The sequence below is a fragment of the Sphingobium sp. ZW T5_29 genome, from assembly GCF_044987515.1.
GTDB lineage: Bacteria > Pseudomonadota > Alphaproteobacteria > Sphingomonadales > Sphingomonadaceae > Sphingobium.
In genome coordinates this window covers 16314-38994 of the sequence record NZ_JBJDRM010000002.1, presented here as the reverse complement: position 1 = coordinate 38994, position 22681 = coordinate 16314, and the positions used below count along the sequence as shown (strand labels likewise).

The 22681-nt window shown below is 60.8% G+C and carries 20 protein-coding genes; 12 read left to right on the top strand and 8 right to left on the bottom strand.

Annotation, left to right across the window (positions count from 1 at the left end):
- Positions 1-3 precede the first annotated feature (3 nt).
- The 6 genes from ACI3KQ_RS01640 to ACI3KQ_RS01615 all read right to left on the bottom strand — a co-directional run bounded on the left by ACI3KQ_RS01640 (position 4) and on the right by ACI3KQ_RS01615 (position 8350).
- Positions 4-1980 (bottom strand): hypothetical protein, encoded by a 1977-nt coding sequence (locus ACI3KQ_RS01640; protein WP_404954154.1) that lies wholly within the window; start codon positions 1978-1980, stop codon positions 4-6.
- Positions 1970-2167 carry a CxC ATPase DNA modification system associated small protein gene (locus tag ACI3KQ_RS01635; RefSeq protein WP_217673794.1) on the bottom strand — a complete coding sequence of 66 codons (198 nt, stop codon included), beginning with the start codon at positions 2165-2167 and terminating at the stop codon, positions 1970-1972. The genes ACI3KQ_RS01640 and ACI3KQ_RS01635 overlap by 11 nt, the downstream gene beginning before the upstream one ends.
- Positions 2157-4115, bottom strand: a complete 1959-nt coding sequence (locus ACI3KQ_RS01630) for a DEAD/DEAH box helicase family protein (protein ID WP_404954152.1) — start codon at positions 4113-4115, stop codon at positions 2157-2159. Before ACI3KQ_RS01630 ends, ACI3KQ_RS01635 begins: the two co-directional genes overlap by 11 nt.
- 19 nt (positions 4116-4134) lie before the next feature.
- Positions 4135-6762 (bottom strand): sigma factor-like helix-turn-helix DNA-binding protein, encoded by a 2628-nt coding sequence (locus ACI3KQ_RS01625; RefSeq protein WP_404954150.1) that lies wholly within the window; start codon positions 6760-6762, stop codon positions 4135-4137.
- Positions 6762-7826, bottom strand: a complete 1065-nt coding sequence (locus ACI3KQ_RS01620; RefSeq protein WP_217673792.1) for a hypothetical protein — start codon at positions 7824-7826, stop codon at positions 6762-6764. Before ACI3KQ_RS01620 ends, ACI3KQ_RS01625 begins: the two co-directional genes overlap by 1 nt.
- 155 nt (positions 7827-7981) lie before the next feature.
- Positions 7982-8350 (bottom strand): SOS response-associated peptidase family protein, encoded by a 369-nt coding sequence (locus tag ACI3KQ_RS01615; RefSeq protein WP_404954147.1) that lies wholly within the window; start codon positions 8348-8350, stop codon positions 7982-7984.
- A 213-nt stretch (positions 8351-8563) separates the two neighbouring features.
- Here ACI3KQ_RS01615 and ACI3KQ_RS01610 point away from each other — a divergent pair, with 213 nt between their 5' ends.
- From ACI3KQ_RS01610 to ACI3KQ_RS01585, 6 genes are all read left to right on the top strand, one after another.
- The gene (locus ACI3KQ_RS01610) at positions 8564-9226 is read left to right on the top strand and encodes an SOS response-associated peptidase family protein (protein WP_404954145.1); all 663 of its coding nucleotides are present in this window, start codon (positions 8564-8566) and stop codon (positions 9224-9226) included.
- Positions 9227-9318: 92 nt separating this feature from the next.
- Positions 9319-9969, top strand: a complete 651-nt coding sequence (locus ACI3KQ_RS01605) for a hypothetical protein (RefSeq protein WP_404954143.1) — start codon at positions 9319-9321, stop codon at positions 9967-9969.
- Positions 9966-10805 carry a P-type conjugative transfer protein TrbG gene (gene trbG / locus ACI3KQ_RS01600; protein ID WP_404954141.1) on the top strand — a complete coding sequence of 280 codons (840 nt, stop codon included), beginning with the start codon at positions 9966-9968 and terminating at the stop codon, positions 10803-10805. The genes ACI3KQ_RS01605 and trbG overlap by 4 nt, the downstream gene beginning before the upstream one ends.
- On the top strand, positions 10802-11986 hold the full coding sequence (locus ACI3KQ_RS01595) for a TrbI/VirB10 family protein (protein WP_404954139.1): 1185 nt from the start codon (positions 10802-10804) through the stop codon (positions 11984-11986). Before trbG ends, ACI3KQ_RS01595 begins: the two co-directional genes overlap by 4 nt.
- Before the next feature lies 1 nt (position 11987).
- Positions 11988-12218 carry a DUF2274 domain-containing protein gene (locus ACI3KQ_RS01590; RefSeq protein WP_404954137.1) on the top strand — a complete coding sequence of 77 codons (231 nt, stop codon included), beginning with the start codon at positions 11988-11990 and terminating at the stop codon, positions 12216-12218.
- Entirely contained in the window at positions 12215-12400 is a 186-nt protein-coding gene (locus ACI3KQ_RS01585) for a helix-turn-helix domain-containing protein (protein ID WP_404954135.1), read from the top strand. Before ACI3KQ_RS01590 ends, ACI3KQ_RS01585 begins: the two co-directional genes overlap by 4 nt.
- Positions 12401-12624: 224 nt before the next feature.
- Here ACI3KQ_RS01585 and ACI3KQ_RS01580 read toward each other — a convergent pair whose 3' ends face one another.
- Both ACI3KQ_RS01580 and ACI3KQ_RS01575 read right to left on the bottom strand, forming a co-directional pair.
- On the bottom strand, positions 12625-13953 hold the full coding sequence (locus tag ACI3KQ_RS01580; RefSeq protein ID WP_404954133.1) for a type II toxin-antitoxin system HipA family toxin: 1329 nt from the start codon (positions 13951-13953) through the stop codon (positions 12625-12627).
- Positions 13953-14204, bottom strand: a complete 252-nt coding sequence (locus ACI3KQ_RS01575; protein ID WP_404954131.1) for a helix-turn-helix domain-containing protein — start codon at positions 14202-14204, stop codon at positions 13953-13955. The genes ACI3KQ_RS01580 and ACI3KQ_RS01575 overlap by 1 nt, the downstream gene beginning before the upstream one ends.
- A gap of 534 nt (positions 14205-14738) precedes the next feature.
- Between ACI3KQ_RS01575 and ACI3KQ_RS01570 the strand changes: the two genes are divergently transcribed.
- The 6 genes from ACI3KQ_RS01570 to ACI3KQ_RS01545 all read left to right on the top strand — a co-directional run bounded on the left by ACI3KQ_RS01570 (position 14739) and on the right by ACI3KQ_RS01545 (position 22658).
- A complete protein-coding gene (locus tag ACI3KQ_RS01570; protein ID WP_404954129.1) occupies positions 14739-14888 on the top strand; it encodes a hypothetical protein in 150 nt (49 codons plus the stop codon).
- Between the two features lie 123 nt (positions 14889-15011).
- On the top strand, positions 15012-15854 hold the full coding sequence (locus tag ACI3KQ_RS01565) for a TetR/AcrR family transcriptional regulator (RefSeq protein WP_404954127.1): 843 nt from the start codon (positions 15012-15014) through the stop codon (positions 15852-15854).
- Between the two features lie 207 nt (positions 15855-16061).
- The gene (locus ACI3KQ_RS01560) at positions 16062-18413 is read left to right on the top strand and encodes a TonB-dependent receptor (RefSeq protein ID WP_404954125.1); all 2352 of its coding nucleotides are present in this window, start codon (positions 16062-16064) and stop codon (positions 18411-18413) included.
- 39 nt (positions 18414-18452) lie between these two features.
- A complete protein-coding gene (locus ACI3KQ_RS01555) occupies positions 18453-20810 on the top strand; it encodes a membrane-bound PQQ-dependent dehydrogenase, glucose/quinate/shikimate family (RefSeq protein WP_404954123.1) in 2358 nt (785 codons plus the stop codon).
- Positions 20811-20812: 2 nt separating this feature from the next.
- A complete protein-coding gene (locus ACI3KQ_RS01550) occupies positions 20813-21172 on the top strand; it encodes an EthD domain-containing protein (protein ID WP_404954121.1) in 360 nt (119 codons plus the stop codon).
- Entirely contained in the window at positions 21138-22658 is a 1521-nt protein-coding gene (locus tag ACI3KQ_RS01545; RefSeq protein WP_404954119.1) for an FAD-dependent oxidoreductase, read from the top strand. The genes ACI3KQ_RS01550 and ACI3KQ_RS01545 overlap by 35 nt, the downstream gene beginning before the upstream one ends.
- Positions 22659-22681 lie beyond the last annotated feature (23 nt).

Sequence of the window (22681 nt, the reverse complement as noted above, 5' to 3'; positions counted from 1 at the left end):
TGATCAGGCCTCCTGCTCGTCTTTGAGGCCGAAGCTCATGAAATAGTCGCGGTCCTCGACCAAGACCGCGCTGTCAGTCTGGACGACGCCGGTGGCAGGCAAGCCGGGAAGCAACCGCGCGGTGCCCTCGGTCTTGCGGAACATCGTCAGATATTTGACCGTCCCGGCAGCCTTTTCTAGCGGCAAGACGAAGCCCGGCCGCTCGGTATTGATCGTGAAGCCCACAAATTGCGTGCACAGCGAGGGGATAAGTGCTGCGATATTCTCGCGGACGTCGCCATCGATCGGGTTGGCCGGGCTATCGACGACCAAGGGGAAGTTGTTGTTGCCGCGGTTGAGCACGCTCATCAGGAAAGTGTAGCCGACCGACAAGGTTTGCCCGACGCTCGCGCCCTCCTGGTCGGCCAGTCTCAGGGAGCGATCGATCTTCGAGATTTCGAGCGGATCGTTGATCAGAATGCCCTTGATGCGCTGATTGGCCTCGACCACGAGCTCGTCGCGAATTTGGCCGCGCGCAATGGCGGCGGCGCGGGCCAGGATGTCCTTTAGAATGTCGGTCTGCTTCCGCAGCGTGACGGTCTCGGTAATCTCGGCGATCTTCGCGCTCACTTCCTTGAGCTTGCGCTCGATGAGCTTGAGCGAGAAGATCGTCTTGTCGTCGGGATGACCTTCACTTGCGATTGAATCGATCACCGCCCGAAATTCCGCATGCTTGCCCTTGTGCTCGTCGAGCGCAGCTTCCCAAGCCTTCAGCTGCTCGTCGCCTTCATCGATGAGCTGCTGTTTCAAGGTACGGACAAGCTGTTCAGACTTGTGCTGGGCACGGCGAGCGACACCGAGGGCACGTAGCTGCACCGCAAGCTTTTCGTTGGGCGCGTCCTCGCCCTGGCTTGCGGTGAACTTGTCGATATCTGATTTGAGCGCATTGATCGTGCCGGACTCATCGGCATCAAGATAGCGCTTGGAGCGGATGATGATTTCGTGCCGCGCCCCCGGCGTCATGTCGCGCCCGCAAATGCATTCTGATTCGTTGATCAGCTCTTCGAAGAACTGCGCCGATGTATTCTCCGGTAGCCGCAGCAGGTCGAGATTTTCCTTCAGCTCAACGAGCGAAGAGCCGAACGCGGCATTCATCGCCAGCGGCATGCGGATTGCAGTCATCGCGGCACTGGTGGCAGCCAACAGATCGCGCTCCGCTTCGCCCAACGCAGTGAGCGCAGACGCGTGCTCGGCCTGTGTGGATTTCATGCTAGCGAGGCGCTGGTTGATCTTCGCTTCTAGGTCGGCAATCTCCTTCGCGTGGATGCCGATCTCGCGCGAAGCATGCGAGTCCATCTTCTGCAGTTCGTCGCGACGCTTGGTTAGCGTCATTTGCTCGTTGAGATAGCGCTGCAGGCCGCTGTCGGTCTTTGGCCCGCTGTCTTTCGAGCGCCGGTCCCATTCGTCCTCGGCGAACTGCGACACTTCACCCAAAAGATAAAGCTGGCAGAGCGCATCAATTGCGCGGTCCGCCTCGGCCTTTTTGGGATCGAACAGCTCATCCGCAAACTCGCCATCGAAGATGAAAAGGCGCAGGAATTCGGGAGAGAGAAACTGGTGAACTTCGGGCGAGGGTGCCCAGCCTGTGACGATGCCGCCGCTGCCGACATTGGTGGTGCGGTAGCGCGCGGTCCCATTCTCGAAGTCGAGTGTGAGCTCGAAGGTCAGCGGCCTGCCGTTGACGAGCAGCTTGACGATGAACTGGCCTTCGGCTCGCGTGTCGAGCCGGCGCCGAAGGCGCCGAACCTGGTCTGGCGTCCAGCTGGCGGCTTCATTGCTGAGCGTCGCCTTGATCAGCTCAAGGGTGGTCGTCTTGCCGGTGCCGTTGGGCATCTGGATGAGCGCGACCTTGGCGGGCTCGCCATTACCGTCGAGCAAATCGATTTCGATGTCGGGGGTGCGCAGGCCGCGGCTGGACCAGCCGGCAAGATCAATCCGCATTGCCGGCCCCCGGCAGCAAGACCGCTTGGCGCACAGCGTCATAGAATTGGCCGCGCGCGTCCCGGCTCAGTTCGCTGTCGCTCATATGGGTCAGCCAGGCAAGCAGGCGATTGGCGACCGCGTCGGGTTGCCCGGCCTCATTGGCCGCAGCTTTGAGCGCGCCGGCAAGCGCGGGGTCAAGCGCCATCGTTAGGTTCCCTTCTGGTCATGGCAAGGTCGGTCAGCCAAGTGCTACGCTCTTGGTCGGCATTGAGAAAGGTGTCGCCGGGCGCGGCTGGGCGGACAAAGTCGATCACAAGCGCCCGCTTGCCGGGATCGTCCGGATCGGTCCGCAGCACCCGGCCAATCCGCTGGATCGTCTCAAGCTTGGCGCGCGCCGAAGCAAAGAGAACGACGGTCGACAGTGAGCGGATGTCGATACCCTGGCTGATGCGGTGGCAGGTGATCAGACTGTCAATCTCGCCATCGGCGAAGCTAACCAGATGAGCACGGTCATCATCGGCATAATAAGTCCGGTAACGATGCGTGTAGCGATCGATAATGGTTAGAATTTGCGCGCCATATTCCTTGGTTTCGACGAACAAGATCGCGCGGTTCAGCCATTCCGGATGATCGCGGAGATGATCGGCGAACACCGACGGCTTCATCTCGGCGGTTTTGTAGATCTTGGCGATTTCAGTCCACAATTCCTCGTCGCGCATGGGATTACCCTCATGCGCGCGCGCAGCCTTTTTGGCATAGACGGCCGACAAACGATCGCGGTCGCCGTCGGTCAGGTCGTAGGGCAGCGGTAGATAGTCGAATTCGCTTAAGACCCCGCGCCGGATCGCCGCCTCGAGCGGAAACTCAAACAGGGTCCGTCCCAGCGCGGACTGGATGAAGGCGTTGCCAACGGCGTCATAGGCGCGGTCCGGCGTGGCGCTAAGGCCCAGTTTCCAGGTGAACGCGTCATGCGCGGTGGCGAGATTGCGCACGAGCGACGGCGTGCCAAGGCCATGCACTTCGTCATGAACGATGAGCATTTTCGCCTTTGCCTTGTCAGGCAGCCGCGAGAGGATCTTGTGGAGCTGCTCGCGTGAGACGACGAGAAGCGCATTATCCGGGTCGAGCGCGAATTCGCCGAGTTCATGATGGCGCTCGAAATGCTTGTAGACCAGCCAGGACGGCTTTTGCCGCAGAGCCCAGCCATCGAGCTCGGCGGCCCATTGGTCTAGCAGGTCGGTACCATCCATGGTGACAATCGCGCTGTCGATCTGTCCCTCGGCAATGAGCCGGTCGAGGATCTTGATCGCGGTGCGGGTTTTGCCCGTGCCGGTCGCCATTTCGAGAATCCCGGCGCGCGCTGCCATGAAAGCTGCCACCGCGTCATCCTGGTGCCGCCAACGTGGATCCGGCGCGCTCGGTGCCGCTTTGTCGGTCGGCGACGGTTGATCGCGCAGACGCCGCGGCGCTCGTGCACGCAACCTGTCCAACACCTCACCTTTGGGCGCGAGCACACTTAGGCCTTCCGCGAGTCCGTCCCAGGCTTCCTCAAACTGCTCGCATTTGACTGCCACACGCTCTGTCTCTCCCGCAAGCCAGCTTCGATAGACATCGATCGACTCATAGTTGCGGCGATGCCCACCGAGTGTTTCATTGGCCGATCCGGTAAAGGCGACCGTTCGGTTCTCAGGAAAGTCGAAAATGCCGATCTTCTCATGAAAGATGCCGGGATCGTCGACGTGTTCGGCAAACGCGAAGCGCAGCTCAAGCCGCTCGTTGGCGACCAGCCAGGCGAAAATCTGGGCACGTAGGCCGATATCCGAAGGAGTTTCGATCAGCGCGACAATTGCTTCGAGCACTTTCTCGACGACCATGGCGCGATAGGCGTCGCGCTGTGCTGCAGACCCTAGACCGCGCAGCGTATCGCGGTCCTGTTCGGACAGTTCTGGCGACGCGATCAGCTGAATCTTGAGGCCATCCTCGAGCGCAAGCCGGGGCAATGCGTCGGTCCAGCTCAGCAATGCTGATGTCGAGAAATAGCCGACCGCACGCCGATAGCGGCTCGCCTCGCGCATGCACGGTTGAAAGAATGCCGCGGACAGATCGTCACGGCCACTGCGATAGTGGCCCTTGAGCTGGTCGATTGTGCTCATGATGCCCGGTAAGCCTCGCTCATTCGTCGAGCAGCCATTCGGCGGTCGCGTCCCGGCGGGCAACTTCTGCGGTGCGGCGATGTTCGCGCATCAGGCGGGCGAACAAATCGTCGTCCTCCTCGTCTTCAGCAGCGCTCACCGTCTCAATGGTATGAGCGGAGGCTTCGCCAAACAGAGCGGCGATGCGATCCGGAGTTGCCCAGCCAAGCACGGACAGTCCTGCTGCCATAGCCTCGGACCGCAATGTCTGGCCCAGCGCACTCTCCCAATCCAGGTTGCCGGTTTGCATGCGCAGCTGCGCAAGGTCGTCAGCCAGAACTTGGGCACGGTCGGTCGCCGGGTGGGCTAAGAGCGGCAGTTCACCCTCCTGCCCCTCCGGCAGGGTGACGCAATCCAGCGCGAGCATAAGCGCCAGCAGCCCTTGCCCGCCGGCCGCATCGAGCCGGCGACCCATCATGCGATTGATCGCGAGCCAATTGAGATCACCGCGCTCGCGGGCGATTCGACATGCGGCCAAAAGCCGGTCCAAGCCTGGTCGCGGCTCGGGGTCCGGAATCTTGCCGGACACAATAATCTCGAAACGACCTTGGAGCGCGCGAAGGCGGCGCCAGTCAGCTCGGACCGTCTCGGCCACTGGCCAGAGATCGATCGACGCAATCGCCAATAGCGAGTGATAGAGTTGTGCGGGCGCATCGAACCGTGCCCAGGTGCACAAGCGATATTCGGCAGCCGGCGTCCACAGACGATAGGTCCCCCATGGCTCGCCAGCCTTGCGGGCGAAAGCATATGCTCGCGCCTGCGGCTCATTGAGTAGATAAGGCAAGTCTGCTGCCAACAGCGACGCCTCGTCCAGCCGATGGTCGTGAAGCGCGAACACGCCGGGGAGAACGCGGAGGAACAGGTCGGGTCGGCTGACCATCACTGGGGCGACACTGTTCCGCGACCGGCCGGGCTCGAGAATGGAATCTGCGTCTCGGTAAAGCTCGACAACTGGCGTCGGGCCCCGGCTGTGAAGTGCATCCAGCAAAGATCCAGCGATCGTAAGCGGGTCGATTGGTTCGGCAGGCCGCGGCACAGCCAGCGCCTGGGGCAACGGGTGATCTTTCGGGCCGTTGCCCACGGCCAGCCAAAGGCCGTCCTCGACCTCCAAGAAGAGATGCGGCGCGATGTCCATGACGATGTCGAAGTCGCGCAGCGAGCACGGATCATCGTCGAAGGCCGCGGTATAGGCGTCTTCCAGTTCGTATAGCGACATCGACCCGCCATGCGCGCACAGCAGGCGGTGGAGCCGGGTCATCCTGCGCAAGCGAGCACGAGGACGCTGGAGGAGTAGATAGCCGTCCGCCACCGCGAGTTCGGTCTCGACACAAACCGCGGCCGCAATCACCGTCGCGCCGTGGTCAAGCGCAAGATCGTCGAGAGCGATTGGCAGTGGGCGTTCAGCGGCAATCCGGCGTAGTTCGGCGCCGAGAGCCGACACTGCTTCGGCATCACAACAATTGGCGACGAAGCCGAACCGCATCGCGACGCTAGTCTGGGAAAGCCATTCGCCGAGACTCAATCCAGCAATATCGAGCGCAAGCGACAATTGCGCCGGCAGCTCGCGACGGATTTGATAGCTGTCATGCGCCGGCAGGAACGGCACGGCACGCTCGTCCCAAAAATGTTCGGAAGCCTTGGCGAGCAGGGCCCGGAGCGGCGTGCCGTCGAGCTTGGCCGAGAGCTTGCGCAGCGCTTTGGCCTCAATTTGCCGGATGCGCTCACGCGTGACCGAATAAGTCGCGCTGATTTCCTCGAGCGTCTCGACGTCAGCACCATCGAAACCATAGCGGCGGTGCAGAACCGAGACTTCGCGCGCCTCTAGCACCGGCATGGCCCAATCAAGGAGTCCGGCGAGATCGGTGTCGCGTGGTGGACAGGCGGCAATCACATCGAGGATGCGATTTGCCAGTTCAAGGCGCCGAGCCTCAGGGGTTCCAAATAGATAGGCGCAATCGTCAAGCAGGATCGCCGGGTCTGAGCAACTCTTGACCAAAGTGCGCACGACCTCGCCTTGGACAAGCGCTTCGAGCTCAACTAGTGACTTGCGTCCGAAATTTTGCTTCTGCAGCAGCTCTGCGCGGGATGCTGCGCCACCGACGAGCAGTTCAGTGAGCGGATTGTCGACGAGGATCGTGCCATTGAGTGCATTGCCTAATCGCACCGAGACGACCTGACCGCGCATCGCATCAGCATAGGTAAGGCCAGCCAGTTTTCCGAGCAGCGTGTCGAGGCGCATCGGATCCTCGCCGTGGCCGCACACAAATCCAGACTCTTGTCGGCAGTCGCGCGGTGCGAGCGAAGCGTCGGCGAGAAAGGAGGAGATAAGCGCTTCAAGTTCAGTGGCGGTCCCTTTACCGAACGCCCACAGTGCCGTCATGAACGTCGCTCGGGCGCTGGGTCCGGCGTCGATATAATCGCCGACCGTAATGCACGGCATCACACCTTCGAGCACACCGCGCTCGATCGTATTGCGCAGTCGCACTGAGACGTCGTGTTGCGCGACTAGTTGTTCGATTGACATGGCGCGAGCCGCCGCGACCGCTTCGGCATTGGCCGCCGAGTCAGCAAGGTCGATATGGTCAATTTCGGCTGCGCGCTGCTCCATTAGGCCGCTTGATCCGTTGCCAGCTGTTTTCCTGCGAACTCCTTGTAAGCGCGCGCGAGATAGAAGATGCGCGGAGGACGTCCTTTGCCGCGCCCACCGGCATGATTGACGACGATCGCATCGACGTCCGCTTCGAGCATCGCGATCGTGAACAAATCAGCAGAGGCGGGATTGAGCGCCAAATCGGAATGGCCTTGCTCTTCGAGATAGGCGTTGAACGCCTGGATTTTCGGTGCGGCGATCGCTGGGCTCAGGGCATCATCGCCCAGTCGCGCACGGATCCTGTCGATCGATACGAGATCGAGCGCAATCGCCTCGTCAAATGCCAGCCCAGCGTTCACCGACAAGTCGGCGTCCGGGAAATAAGGCCGCATCCGCGCGACGAAATCATGCACGTCGGCAAAGTCACCGGTTTGCACCGCCATCCGAGCAATATTCGCCGCAAGCAACCGGGTAATGGCGGCGTCGCCCGCGCGGGTCAGATGCCCTAGCGCCTCGAGCAGCCCACGTTCAGCGTCGCTCGGCCCTTCGCCCTCAGGCTTGTAGCCGATGTCGTGTTCGATCTCGTTCCAAACATGCGCCATCATTGAGCAGATCTGTATCTCGCAGCTTGCACCGCGCAGATTCTCGTAATTTCCGACCAGGTCATTCTCCGGCAGATGCACCTGGCAGTGCGTCGCACGGTAAAATTGTCCGGCCGCCGGCTTGAGCTTATCCTTGGGATCGATCTCGATCGCGCCACCATCTGCTCCGCAAAATAGGAGAGCAACGGCTTCCGCGACCCGCGCCTCGTCCTCTGGACGGTAGGTTGCGATACGCACTCCAGCGAAGTCCCCTATCTGCGCAAACACGTCGTCCACCGAAGCGAAATTTTTGTCGAGCCGGCGGGAGAATCGGCGAAGCTTGCCCTCAAAGCTTTTAACGGTCTTCGTGCGAGAGGTGACCTGCGCTCGGATAGCATTATCTTCAACTACTGCGCCGCGGCAAAGGTCGGCCACGCGGCTCGCGAGTTTGATATAGCGGTCGCGTTCACGATCATATCGCGCAACGGCTTCGACAATCACGGATTCGCTAATTGGCACACTCGTCCCCCTGGATCGATAAAGTGCCGATTCTTCGCGGACATGTCGACACCGTTGTCCTTCTATCTCAAAGACCAATGGGAAAAGGTTAGCAGCGTGAGGCTCTTTTAATATGCGCGCGCGCGCTTTGGACCGATCTATCGAGCCAGTGCGCGCTTGTGGCGCTCGGTTGAGCTGATTTCCTCGATCAGGAAGCAATGCGCCGGAGGTGTCACAAGCAAATCCGCTTCCAATTTGTTGCAATCGAGCCAGTCCATTACTTGGCGGCGCAGGATGACCGCACCGTGTCGCTCTTGGTAGCGAGATATCTCGGGGTTGGCACCGACGGTGATAATTCTGAATGCAAGCGGCCATGCGCCCAGCGCAGGCTCCCAAACACCGGCCAGATAGAAGAAATTGCCATCATTCAGCGTGACGCGATAGTTCTTCGACGTAACCTTCATTCGAAATTCTGAGGCCGGGATCAGGCATCGGTGCGAAGGGAAAGTTTTTCCTTCTGATCGCACAAAGCGATACTCGATCCCGTTGCTAAACCTGGGGTTAGTCCCCCAGTGCGCGTTGACGAGTTCCTTCTTGCCCGAGCCATCGGGTTTGTATCGAATGATCTAGCGAAGGGTGCCCTCCGCCGCATCCGAGTCGAACGGGGTTGCGGTGGCGCTCATTATGAGAACATAAATAGAACATAATCGAGGCGCAAGTTCAGGATCGAGACCCCGCCGATGTGCAACGATTATCGGCTTGAAGTGGAGTTCGCCTCCATAATGGAGGATTTCGACGATCTCGAGATCAACATCGAGACGCCTGAAGGCGCGCTCGACGACAATCCGCGCGCTGACATCCGGATTACCGAAACGGCACCGATAGTGCGTGCAGTCGAGCGACCACCGGGTAACTACCGTGCCGTAGGCGAACTCGTGAACCGCCGCTGGAGTCGGCCGGGCAAGAAGGGTCCGATCTATAATCTGCGCAGCGAGGGGTTCGGCGGGAAGCCGCCCAATCTCAGCATCAACCGCTGCCTCGTGCTATGCGATGGCTTCTACGAGTTCACTGATCCCCCTGCGCCGCGCCCGAAGGACAAATGGCTCGACAAATGGCTGTTCGAAATGAAGGATCATCGCTGGTTCTGCATGACTGGAATCTGGCAGCACGACGCAAAGGTCGGGGAAGCCTTCTCGCTCTTAACCATGGACACCGGCGACGACATCAAGCCCTACCATCATCGCCAGATAATTCCGCTCGCACGCGATCAATGGGCGGACTGGCTCAATCCCGACGTGCCTGCCGAGGGCAACCTCATATATCTTCCCGCCGGGATGCTCCAGGTGACGCAGGTGTATCCGCCGCTGACGCCGGGGCCTGATCAGGCGACGTTCGCGCTCTGATCGCCGCCCCTAATGCCGACTACCGCAACCAACTTGACGGCGAGCATGACTCAGAGGAACATAAAGCGAACATCTGAGTCGTATGCTGATCCATGTCTCTACCTTTGTCCTTGCCCGATCGGCCCTCGGCCGAGCAACTGGCGTCACTTCGCGCCGAGCTTTCACGCGCCAACGAGACGCGTGGGCCTGCCTTGCCGTTCGGTATCGGGGCGATGGACGATCGGCTCGCCGACCATGGTCTTGATGGAACTGGGCTGCACGAAATCGCGGCGGCGACCGCCAGCCTCAACGACGACGCAGCCGCTACGCTGTTCGCTGCGGGCATAGCTGCCCGGTTTGCGAACAGTCATGGCCGGACAGTGCTCTGGGCTCTCTCTCAGTTCGACCTTTATGCGCCGGGGATTGAGCAGGTCGGGCTTGGCCCCAACTGCATCCTGTACGCGCACGGCAGCAAGGACTCCCAGGTACTGGCGATGGCGGAAGATGGCCTTCGCGACGGCTCGCTCGCCTGTGTAATCGCCGAGGTTAAGGCGGCGGACATGACCGCTACCCGGCGGCTTCAGCTTGCGGCATCGGATGTGCTCCGCAGAAACCCGCTCGGCATCTATGTCGATGCGATCGACTGGAGCCGCGAACTGGACACGGCGCCAACGTCAACAGCCGCCCGAGCGCCGACCGTCAGAGTGCCGCTTGATCCCAGTCTTGGTGCGCAACCGTCCAACCTCCAGGAGACCAATCCATGAAACTGGTCATGCTGCCGGCAATTGCCGGCTGGGGCCTGGCGTGCGCTACAGTCGCGCACGGCCAATCCTCCCATCCCTCGCTCAAGACCGTGCAGTCCGCCACGCGAAACGCAACGGTCGCGCCGTCTGCGACCGGCTTCGTGAACGGGACGCAGGTCTATCCTTATAACGAGGGCACGATCTTCCTGGGGTTTGCTGCACCCGGACTGGTCACCGACATCGTGCTCCAGCCAGGAGAAACCCTGGTCGCCGTTGCGAGCGGGGATACGGCCCGATGGGTGATCGGCGATACGATGAGCGGCCTGGGCGAGCGCAAGCAGACGCATGTGCTGGTGAAGCCCTTCTCGGCAGGCCTGCTGACCAACCTCGTCATCACGACCGACCGCCGCGCCTATCATGTCAGGCTGGTCAGCACCGCCAGCACCGCACTGTCGGCAATTCGCTGGACCTATCCGCAGGACGAACTGTTGGCCCTCAGGCACAAGGCCGACGTGGCGCAGGCCGCCGCACCGGTCGCCACCGGCCTTTCGATCGAGCAGTTGCATTTCAACTATACGATCAGCGGTGACAAGCCGGCATGGCGACCATTGCGGACGTTCGACGACGGGTCGAAGACCTATGTCGAGTTTCCGGCGTCGCTTGGCGTTGGCGAGGCACCACCGCTCTTCCTGATCGGGGCCGATGGCAAGGCCGAGTTGGTCAATTATCGGCTGCGCGACCGCTTCTATGTCGTCGATCGGATCTTCGATGCGGCCGAACTGCGGCTCGGGCTGAAGAAACAGCAGGTGGTTCGCATCGACCGGGTCGCGCCCACAACCAAGCGGAGGGGCGCATGACCGAGGCGGCTGCCACCGGTCGGCCGGCTCCCATACCCAAGGTCGATCCAGAGACGCTGAATCTTCGCGCCAGTCCCGCACGGGCGATCCGCTTCCGACGCGGCGCAATCATCGGCATAGCCGCCGTCGGCTCGGCCAGCCTGGTGGGTATCGCCTGGATGGCATTGAAGCCACAGGTGTTCCGACAGGTCGCACAGGAAAGCGAGCTGTCGCAGCCGATGGCGAAGCCCGCCTCCGACGCGCTGTCGGGGCTGCCGTCAACCTACGGAGATGCGCCGAAGCTCGGCCCGCCCCTGCCTGGCGATCTGGGGCGTCCGATCCTGCGCGCCCAGGAACGGACCGAAGCGGTCATCGCGCCCACACAGGTCGATACGACGGCGGCGCGACAACAGCGGCTCGCCGACATCAAGGCGGCGCGGGAGTCTGGTCTCATGGCGCAGACCACGACCGGCCGCAGTGCCGCGATGCCGGCCTCGCCTGACGCGACCGTAGCCATGTCCGGTGCCCCAGCCACCAATCCCATTGCCGCCGGCACGCGCAAGGAGCAATTCGCCTCGACGCGGGATGCAGATGGCGACGTGAATTCCGGCGGGCTGGTCGTGCCAATATCGCCCCACAGCGTGCTGGCGGGCAGCGTGATCGCAGCGAGCCTCATCACTGGGCTCAACTCCGACCTGCCGGGGATGGTGACGGCGCAGGTGACGCAAAACGTCTACGACACGGTGGCGGGCAACAGCCTGCTCATACCGCAGGGCGCCCGCCTCATCGGCAAATATGACAGTGTGGTCGCATTTGGGCAGCGGCGGGCCCTGGTGATTTGGCAAAGGCTCATCCTGCCTGATGGCAGCTCGCTCAGGCTCGACAATATGCCGGCGACCGACACATCGGGTTATGCCGGGCTGGCCGACAAGGTCGACTTCCACACTTGGACGCTGCTCAAGGGCGTGGGCGTGGCCACCATGCTCGGCGTCGGCTCGGAACTGTCGATTTCAGGCGAGAGCGACCTCGTGCAGGCGATCCGGGCATCGGCCCAGTCGAACACCGCGCGCGCTGGCGACCAGATCACGCAGCGCAATCTCGACATCCAGCCGACAGTCACGATCCGGCCCGGTGCGCCCGTTCGCGTGCTGGTGACCCGCGACCTCATTCTCGCGCCCTGGCGGGGATCGAAAGGAGAATGACATGGCAGAATTGAAACTGGGCAAGCTGCCGGACAGGACGCCGGTCAAGCTGGCGATAACGATCACCCCGGACTTGCAGAATGCCCTTCGTGACTATGCCGCCATCTATGCGCAGACCTACGGAACCGAGGAACCCATCGCGGAACTGGTTCCCGCGATGCTGGCGGCTTTCCTTGAGACGGATCGAAACTTTGTCCGGGCGCGTGAGGCTGTCCAGAAGAACAGAGCATGAGCGAAGGGTCGGATGAGGCCCTGAGCCCCCTTACGGTTCGCGTGGCCACCGCTGTACGCATTACTGGACTCAGCCGATCTCGCATCTACGAGTTGATCCAGGCTGGTGACATCGAGATCGTGAAGGTGGGGCGAGCGACCTTGGTGCGGTATGAGAGTCTGCGGCGGCTGACCGCAAGTTGACGCCTCCTTTCATACGTGAACTTTTAGTTGAGGTGCAGGATTTTGCCTTCCATCTTACGGGCAATCGAACCCGCCAGGCCACTGCCCGAGAGGACATGCACACGTGGCGGGTCTTTTGTTTTCGGCGCTATAGCTGAAGCAAATCAGCTTGCTGACTGGGCGGGCCATTCGAAGGCCAAATTGGCCTTAAGCCGCCCGCGCCACTGTTTTCCTGGGACCCCGCGTCAAATTTCCGCAAGGCCAAGTTCCAGCGAACGTAGCCGACTAGCCATAGCATTCACGATGCTGTTATGTGCAGGGAGAGCAGCCGCATCCGGCATCGCCGATAGGGCTCGCTGGGTGGCAGTTTCCGCATCGCGCATGATTTCGTTGAGCACCTTGCCGATGATGGTGGGTCCGAGGCCTGCTTCCTTTGCACTCTCCACGAAGTGTCGCCCGGAAATGTTGAGAATCTGGTATTTGCGGCTCTTACCGGCGGACATGGCGGTCTTGTATTTGTTGTTCGGTATCTGCCGCGCATCGAACGCGGGTTGGGCCGTGAGTACGTCGTAGAATGGTGTAAGCCCAAAACGCCCCCCGGGGCGCAGGAAGATACTGAAATTCTTGGCATGTCCGTCGGTCGCGCCGATCAGCCAGAATATGACCTGGCTTTTGAAGAAGGCTGCCTGATCCTCCAGCGGTTTGTCGCCACTGCCCAACAGTTTCAGGATCGCGACCGCACTCGGACCACCATGGCTTTGATATTTTTGGGCAGAAGGAATGCCCAAGGCCTGACAGCAATCCTCCTGGGGTAATCGAAGCAGTTCGGTCGCGGTTCTCCAGCGACGATCGAATCGCTCGACGACCAGGACTTTGCGGGATCCGAATGTTGCTATCTGGGTCTGCGCGACCGGCAATCCGAAGGCTTCCATCAGCTTGAGGCAATAATGCTCGTTTTCGACGCTGTCAGCCATGTCGATCATGCCAAAGGCTGTCGGGATCTGGCCCAGTTGCGGCTTGAGGATATGGGTCGTCGGCGTCGTTCCAAGCGGTCGGAGCCACTGGCCTTCGTGAAAGAGGAGCGCCGTCTTCTCCTGCGCCCCTGCCACGGAAATCCGGAACTCATGCTCCATATCGATGCCTAGTGGCGCCTGCGCAAGATTGGCGAGCATCTGCTCGATCTCAGCCTCGCTGATGGGCTCTCCATTGATGGGCAGGATCGCATTGACGGCAACGTCGTCGGGCAGGAACTGCATCGCGCCGACACAGTCGCGGCCGATGCGCTCCAGCAAACTATATGCATCGACGCCTTGCGCGCCAGTGCGCTCGGCCACGCGGCGCCGCACTGCCACATTGTCGGGCAGCAGGTTATCGAAGACCGCCATCACGGCTTCGCCGGTGTAGGGTGTCTCGCGCAAGGGGAGGGATAGAGAGATCGGGAAACCATGCTCCCAGCCGAGCCAACTCTCATCGTAATGGAAGGCGATGGCGCCGCTCGCCTGTTTAAGGAGCCGTCCTGCCAGGCGATTGTTGATGAGCACATTGAGCGGAGGGTGTGTTCTGCGTCGGCTCATCAAAAGATATCCTCAATATCCGGTGCCGGCTTGTTGGAGCGCTGATCGATAACCATTTCCAGGTCGAGAGCGGCGAAGAGCGCATAGATCGAAGACAATCTGGTGCCTTCCTGTCCGGTTTCGATCTTGGAGATCAACTCCTGCCGAAGGCCCGCAAGATGAGCGAGTTCAGTCTGGCTGAGGCCACGCTGCTTGCGCACCCGCTGGACAACGGCCCCGAGCTGCTTCGGCGAACGTGCGATGGGGGCCATGGTCGATCTCCTTGATCGTCCTATGCCGTAAATCACATAAATTCACAATATGCGATGTATGGCATAAAAAGACATTATGTGCTAAAAGGCATAAAATAAAGTTATGCTATTTAAAGCATGAAATGACCAGTGTTACCGCCATCGATCAATACGTTCGCGCAAGCGCGCGCTACGGCAAGGGTGCGTAAGGGTCTTCACAAATTTCCGCTGCTCTCCGGAACCCATCGTTCTCAATCGAAGTGGAGACGGGCACGAATGTCTCAGGAGCGTGCGGCAGAAGGCGACCAAACCCCGCCATTCATCGGTGGCCTCCTGAATGACGGGTTCTTGGACGTAGCGATTGGGGCTCGCATCGCGCGACCGGCGAGCCAAGCCCTTCGGATTAGATTCGAATCCTGCAGCCAACGTGAGTGCGTCCTCAACATCAACATCCACGCCAAGATAACACATGGATCGACCGCAAGGACGCCCAGGAGCTAGACGGGGGCTCGGGCCGCGCGTTGATCGACAGAATCCAACGGCCCCAAGGCCCGAGTGAAGGTTGATACGCTGACCGAGATGCTGGGCCTGCTCATCCGGCGTCAAGTGGTGCTGGTTGCGCACCAGCCGCCGCTTGATATCGACACCGCCCTGCTTGGCAGGATGGCCGGTATCAGCTGCACCCAAGAGTCATGCCCAAGATGAATGCTGGTGGCGGGACAAGGTGAGGCGAAGGATGATGGAAAGCGGCGCGTGCGATGTAGCGCGCCCGTTCAGGGGTGATGCCTTGCTTGCAGGAGATGAGTCGGGCTTATAGTAACCTTGAGCATGAAGGTTGAGAAAGAGCCAGTCTCCGAACGCGAGACCCGAAAGCTGCGAGTGTCCAAGCGGCAGTCGAATGCTTCTGCTGTTACAGATGCGCCGACGCGATCGCCCAGCAAGCAGCCCAAGACATATGGCCGGGTCAACATCGACGATATAGTCAAGGCAACGCTTGAGCTTCTGCGGCATCACAGCCGCGAAGACATCACGATCACCATGATTGCTGCCCATACCAACACAAAGCGCAGTTCCATCTATCGTTATTTCAACGGCATGGATGAATTATATCATCACCTATCGGCCGTTTATCTCGGAGAAATCCGACCGTTCGTGCTGGATTACGTCAGAAAAAGGAAGCCGAACAGTTTCGAGGAAGTGGTCGTTTATGTGATCGATGCGGCGATCGATTTTTTCAACAATTCGCACAGCCTCGACAGAACGGTGGCAATTCTCCTGCAACTGAACGTGACATCCTTCGTCACGGGCTATCATGGCGAAACGGTGACACTGTTCGAAGCCTTATGGCAAGTCGATTGGCCGATTGACCCAGAAAGCGAACTGCACCCCTTCCGTGTCCTGGCAATGCTGATCACCGCCGTTTTCGAAGTGAGCCTTCGTCAACATGGGCGCATAACAGATGCCTATGCCAGGGAAGTCCGTCACGTAGCCCTGAGTTATGTCAAAGATGTGGAGCGTCGCTTCGGCTCGTGGCAGGATCCCGAGCGGGGTTCATCCGAACAACGGATCGCCGCCGCACTCCAGAACATCCTGTCAGCCGGTCGGCCCGAGCAGATTGAGACATGTGTCGAAATCATCGAGTTATTGGCTCGAAAGGCTGGAAAATTCTGACGAACCGTGCTCGTTTTGCGGCTTCCAGGCCCGCAGTAAATGCAATGAAAATGTGGTTTTCCGTTGAACCTCGGAGCGCGAGGTAACATTCCAAGCTCTTAAACAAAAGAACAGACATCTGTCGTTTTTTTGTTTACAGGCCGATCCGTCCCGCTATCATAACCCGATAATCGCCTATGAAACGGGCGAAGCGGGAGAGGGGCAGAAATGCGACATTTGTCGAATCTTTATGCGCGTGTCAGTGGTGTAGCGTTGGCAACGGGCGCCATGTTTGCCGGTGGCGCCGTTCTTGCACAGGCTACGCCGGCCTCTCCATCGGCGGCGGCGTCGAGCGACCAGAGCGGGCTTCAGGACATCGTCGTCACGGCGCAGAAGCGCTCTCAGAATGTTCAGGATACCCCGCTCTCCGTCACCGCGCTTGCAGGAGAAAGTCTGGCGGCCAACAGCATCACGACGGTGCAGGAACTCAACCGAATCGATCCGGCGCTTCAGATCGGCCATGCCTCCGGTGTCGTCACCACATTTATCCGCGGTGTCGGCAATCCGGTCACGACGGCCGGTAACGAAGCGAGCGTTCCCGTCTATATTGACGACGTGTATTTCGTGCGGGCGTCCTATCCGTTTTTCTCGCTCGGCAGCGTCGAGCGGGTGGAAGTGCTGAAGGGACCACAGGGAACCTTGTTTGGGAGAAATGCCTCAGGCGGCGTCATTTCTATCTATACGCGCGATCCGGACACAATGGACCGCGAGATGTCAGGGAAGGTCGGCTACGGCAACTATGATACCGTTTCTGCCCAGCTTTACGTCAATCAGCCGTTGGCCGAGGGCATCGCGGCCAATCTCGCGGTAGACGTTAACCGGCAGAACGACGGTTGGGGCCGGGACATCAATACGGGCCTCGACACCTATCGCGAGCGCCATGTCAGCCTGCGTGGCAAACTGTTGTTCGACGTGGCGGAAGGCACGACCATCAAGCTGATCGGCTATTACCAGAAATCCTATAACGAACAGGGTGCCTATAATCGCGCGTTTCCCGGCACCCGGGCGGGTTACCCGGACGGCCTGCATAACGGGTTCCCGATGATTCCGGGCCAGCCATCTCCGGCTAACCCGCAACCGACGCTGGGTTTTTACGACACGAACACCAACTTCAACCTGTATGATCGGTCACGCGGTTACGGGGGATCGGTTCGCATTGACCAGGAAATGGGCTTTGCTGATTTCGTCAGCATCACGGCGATCCGACGCAACAAGGAGCTATATTATTCCGAAGGCGACTATTCGCCGGTCGATCAGCTCCGCTATCAACTGAACACGCTTGATCGGCAATTCTCGCAAGAATTCCAACTCAAATCCAACGCACGATCGAAGGTTAAATGGGTTTTGGGCGCATTCTATTTGAATGCTCTGCAAGGTTACAATCCGACCGACATCAACGGATTGGGTCCCAAGCTGTTGGGCGTGGACAATGTCGCGCTGCTCGGAAGGCAGCGGATCAAATCCTATGCCGGGTTTGGCCAGATTACCTATCCGCTTTCCCCGGATACGAATTTGACCGGCGGGCTGCGCTACACGGTCGATAAAATTGCTGGCCTCGGAAGGACAACGACCACCCTGTCGGCGGGCGCTGCGGGGCCGGACCCAGTCGATCTGACTTCACCCGACTTCAGGGCGAGCAAGACCTTCAAGAAATGGACGTACAAGGGATCGATCGATCATCATTTCAGCCCGGACGTGATGATGTACGCCTCGTACAGCCGCGGCTACAAAGCCGGGACCTTCAACACCCTTCCCCTCGATACGGCGCCGCTCGAGCCGGAAGTGGTCGATGCTTATGAGATCGGCCTGAAGACGGAATTGTTCGATCGCCGGTTGCGGCTGAACGGTGCGCTGTTCTGGAACGACATATCAAACCCGCAGGTTCAGGCGCAACGCAATGGGCTGGTCGCACTGGTCAATGCCGGTTCGGCGCGTACCCGTGGGGCGGAGATCAACGCGACAGCAGTTGTGGCGCGCGGCCTTACCCTGACCCTTGGCGCGACCTATCTCGACGCCAGGTTCCGCGACTTCCGGGGTGCGCCATCCTATTGCCCGTCGCCGGTCATATCGAACGACCAGTGCCGCGCGATCCTGACGGCGAATGGAGCTAGTCCGGAATTGGTCGCGTCGGTCGGCAACTTCAACCTGAACCAGATCTTCATCGACGCCAGCGGCAACCGGATGCCCTATGCCTCGAAGCTCAAGCTGAGCGCCGGCGCATCCTACACGATCGATCTGGGCGGGTTCGGTACGGCCAGTTTCGATGGATCGTTGAATTATGCGAGCAGGTTCAACTGGGATTCCGACAATGTCATCAAGGAACCCGCGCACACCTTCGTCGATGCGGCCGTCTCCGTCAGCCCGGCAGACCTGCCCAACTTCTCCTTCCGATTCTGGATGAAGAACATCACCGGCGTGCACAACAATATCGCCTATTTCGCGATCGCCAATAATGGCGGCTATCTGTCCGCGCCAGGCGCGCCGCGCACCTTCGGTGGAGAGATCGGCTTTAAATTCTGACCTTCCGCAAAAGACGTCCGGAATAGCCGGAGGCGCCCCTTGACCAATATTGCCTTGCGGAACAGGCGACCGATACTCGCGCTGGTCCTTATGCTGATCGCTCTGGTGCTTGCCGGAGGAGGCTGCTGGCTCATCCTTCTTGGCGGCAGCGCCTATTATTTCGCTGCCGGGCTGGCCGTGGCTGGATCGGCCTGGCTGGTTGTGAGAGGCGACTGGCGGGGACCGTGGCTTTACGGCGCAATGGTCCTCGCGACGGCGCTCTGGTCGCTGGCGGAGGCTGGCCTCGACCCATGGGGGCTGCAGGCTCGCTTGCTCGCACCGCTGGTTCTGGGCGTGTGGGTTTTCTGGCCTATCCTGATGCGCTTGTCGAAATGGCTGCCGATCACGGGCGCTGTCCTGATCGCGGTCGCCGCCGGGACGCTCCTTTACCTTGGCACACGGATCGAAACGCCGGCTGCGAGTGATCGCGCGATCGCCAGCGGAGGCGCGGATTGGCGGCATTACGGCAACAGCCTGGCAGGCACGCGATTCAGCCGGGCAGCGGCGATCACGCCCGCCAACGCCAGCCGACTGGAACGGGTCTGGACATACCGTACGGGGGCGAAGAACCCGGGATTGGGGTTCGAAGCGACGCCACTGATGGTGGGCGGAAGCCTCTACGTCTGCACGCCAGACCATGTCGTCGTTTCCCTCGATCCCGATACCGGACGGCGGCTGTGGCAGTTCGATCCGGGCGGAGTGGTGCCACCGACCACCCATTGTCGCGGCGTCGGCTATTATCAGGTGCCGGACGCGACGGGTCCGTGCGCCCGGCGGATATTGAGCACGTCGGGCGACGCTAGGCTACTGGCCCTCGATGCGCGGAGTGGGCGGCCCTGCGCTGCCTTTGGGGACAAAGGCGCGGTCGATCTGAAGCCGGGCATGGGGGATGTTCGCAACGGCTATTATTATGTCAGTTCCGCACCGGAGGTGATCGCCGGCAACATCATCGTCGGCGGCTGGGTGCTGGACGGCCAATATGTCGGCGAACCATCGGGCGTGGTGCGCGCCTACGACGCGCGCACCGGCAAACTGGCCTGGGCCTGGGACATGGGACGGCCGGACGAGCGCGGCCTTCCTCCGCCGGGGCAAACCTATTCGCGCGGCACGCCCAACAGTTGGGCGCCGATCAGCGGGGACGAGGAACTTGGCCTGATCTATCTGCCCATGGGAAATTCTACGCCCGATTATTGGGGCGCGCATCGATCGGCGGCGTCCGAACGTTATGCGTCGTCGGTCGTCGCGCTGGATGCGCGGATCGGGACGGTACGCTGGTCCTTCCAGACGGTGCATCACGACCTGTGGGATTATGATGTGCCTGCGCAACCGACTCTGCTGGACCTGCCGGTTGCGGGACGCATCGTGCCAGCACTGCTCCAGCCGACCAAGCGTGGTGAGCTGTTCCTGCTCGATCGCCGCACCGGCAAGCCGCTGGCGCCCGTGGAGGAGCGGAAAGTCGCGCAGGGCGCCGCGTCGGGGGACTGGACTTCGCCCACCCAGCCATTTTCGACGGGCATGCCCGCTCTTGGCGATATCGCGTTGAACGAGCGGACGATGTGGGGCGCTACCCCACTGGACCAGCTCTGGTGCCGCATCAAATTCCGGCAGGCCCGCTACGATGGTCCGATGACGCCGCCGGGCCTGAAGCCAACGATCACCTATCCGGGCTATCTGGGTGGGATGAACTGGGGCGGCGCTTCGGTGGACCCGCAACGGCACATTGCCGTGGTGAACTGGAACCGCGTCGCCAATTATACCCGGCTCGTGCCGCGTGCCGACGCGGCGGCGATCAAGCCGTCAATCAGCGGGGGCGCCCATGCGGGTGATCCCGTGCCGCAGATCGGCACGCCGTTCGCGCTGCTGACGGAAGCATTCCTGTCACCCCTTGGCATACCCTGTACCGAACCGCCGTTCGGCATGATCGGGGCCATCGACCTGACTGGACGCAAAATGCTCTGGCAGCAGCCATTGGGCAGCGCGGCCGACAGTGGCCCCTTCGGCTCTCGCAGTCGATTGCCGCTGTGGATGGGCGTTCCCAATCAAGGGGGCTCTCTCGTCACCCGGTCAGGCCTGATCTTCATCGCCGCGAGCCAGAACCGCGCTATCTGGGCGTTTGAACTGACGACGGGCCGAAAACTGTGGGAAGCCCGCTTGCCCGTCGGCGGCCACGCGACGCCGATGACCTATGTCAGCCCGAAATCGGGGCGACAGTTCATCGTGATTGCGGTCGGCGGCAACGCGTCTTTGCAGTCCGGCTCGGGCGATTACGTGATGGGCTTTGCCTTGCCCGGCCGCACAGGCGCGAAAGCGGCGGCCCCCATTGATCCAACGACATTGAAAAAATCGATAAGGAGGTAAGGATGTTCAAGACAATGACGTTCCTGAAGCGTCGAGCAGGCATGTCTGCTGAAGATTTCCAGCGATATTATGAAGAAAAGCACGCGCCGCTCGGCAGGCGCTTAATGCCGCAGGCTCGGCATTACGTACGACGCTATGTCACACCGGCGCCCTACCCGACGACTGGCGAAGCATCGGAGGCAGATTTCGACGTGATTACCGAGGTCTGGTGCGATGACCGAGCGACGTACGAAGCTATGCTGACAAATCTCATGAAACCGGAAACGATGGCGGTCATTGTCGAGGACGAGCGCAAATTCGTCGATCAGTCAAAGACGAAGCTTTTCTATGTGGAAGAGTGCGAAAGCCAGATCGACGAATAATGAAGATTGGAACAAAGACATGGCAAAGATAGAAGCCGCAATGGACGCCGGGAAAGCCGAACTGTCCGAAATCGCGGATGTAATTATTGTGGGTCTTGGCGGTGCAGGCGCCTCGGCCGCGATCGCTGCTGCTGAAGCGGGAGCCGACGTCGTGGTCATTGAAAGAACGACCGGCGGCGGCGGATCCACCGCCGTTTCGGGCGGTATCATCTACCTGGGCGGTGGGACGTCGCCTCAGGTGGCGAACGGCTTTTCCGACACACCGAACAACATGGCTCGATATTTGAAAGCGGCGCAGCCCCGCGCCAACGCCGACAAGATCGATCTTTATTGCCAGGATAGTCTTGCGCATTACGACTGGTTGATTTCGCTCGGGATGCCGTTCAACGACCGCTTCTATCCCGAGAAGCATTTTCAGCCGATGACAGACGACACCTTGCTCGAATCCGGCAATGAAGCGGCATATCCCTTTCCGGACGTCGCGAATCCAATGCCGCGCGGGCACAAGCCGGGGGCGGGCTATGCCGGGCATATCGTGTTTGATCATCTGCTCGCCCGCGTCAATGCCCTCGGCGTGCGGATCATTCCGGATGCGACGGTGAACGCGCTGGTCCGCAATGAGTCGGGCGCCGTGGTCGGTGTTCAATATCGCAGCGAGGGCCGCAACGCCGTGATCGGCGCGCGCAAGGCCGTCCTGTTGTCCACCGGCGGCGCGGAGTGGAACCCGGATATCGCCGCGGCCTCGCTTCTGTCCCGCGAAGGCGTGGTGCCGCTCGGCGTGCCGACCGCTGACGGCTCTGGCATCGCGCTTGGCGAAAGCGTCGGCGCCGCGGTGGTCAATCTCGATCAGTGTATCGTCACCTCTCCTTTCTATCCGCCTGAAAGCCTGATCAAGGGCATATTGGTGAATGTGGAAGGTAAGCGCTTCGTCGCCGAAGACGTCTATCATTCGCGCTCGTCGCACGCGGTACTCGATCAGCCCGGCGGCAAGGCTTACCTCATCTGCGACAACCGCAATTTCGGCCGTCCGCTGCTTGGCGAACTGCACGCGGAGGTAAAGCATGAAGTGGTCGGCGCCTGGGACAACATTCCAGAGATGGCGATGGACCTCGGCATGTCTGCTGATGTGCTGGAAAAGACGATCACCGACTATAACCACTATGCGGCGAATGGTAAGGACGAGGAGTTCCACAAACAGCCGAAATGGCTGGACCCGATCCTTGAAGTGCCGTTTGGGGCGATCGATTGTTCCGTCGATTCCGCTTATTATGCGGGGCTGAGCCTGGGCGGACTGGACACGGACGTGGACGGCCAGGTGCTGCGCCCGGACGGCAGCGCGGTTCCGGGGCTTTTCGCCGCAGGGCAGATGGCGCCATCGATCGCTATCGAGGGCGCGGCCTACGCTAGCGGATTGCTCGTCGGCACCGCCACCTTCTTCGGCCGACGGGCGGGCGCTGCCGTCGCGCGGCAAACCAGTCGGCTTTAGCGGCAGCGACTGGACCGACAGGA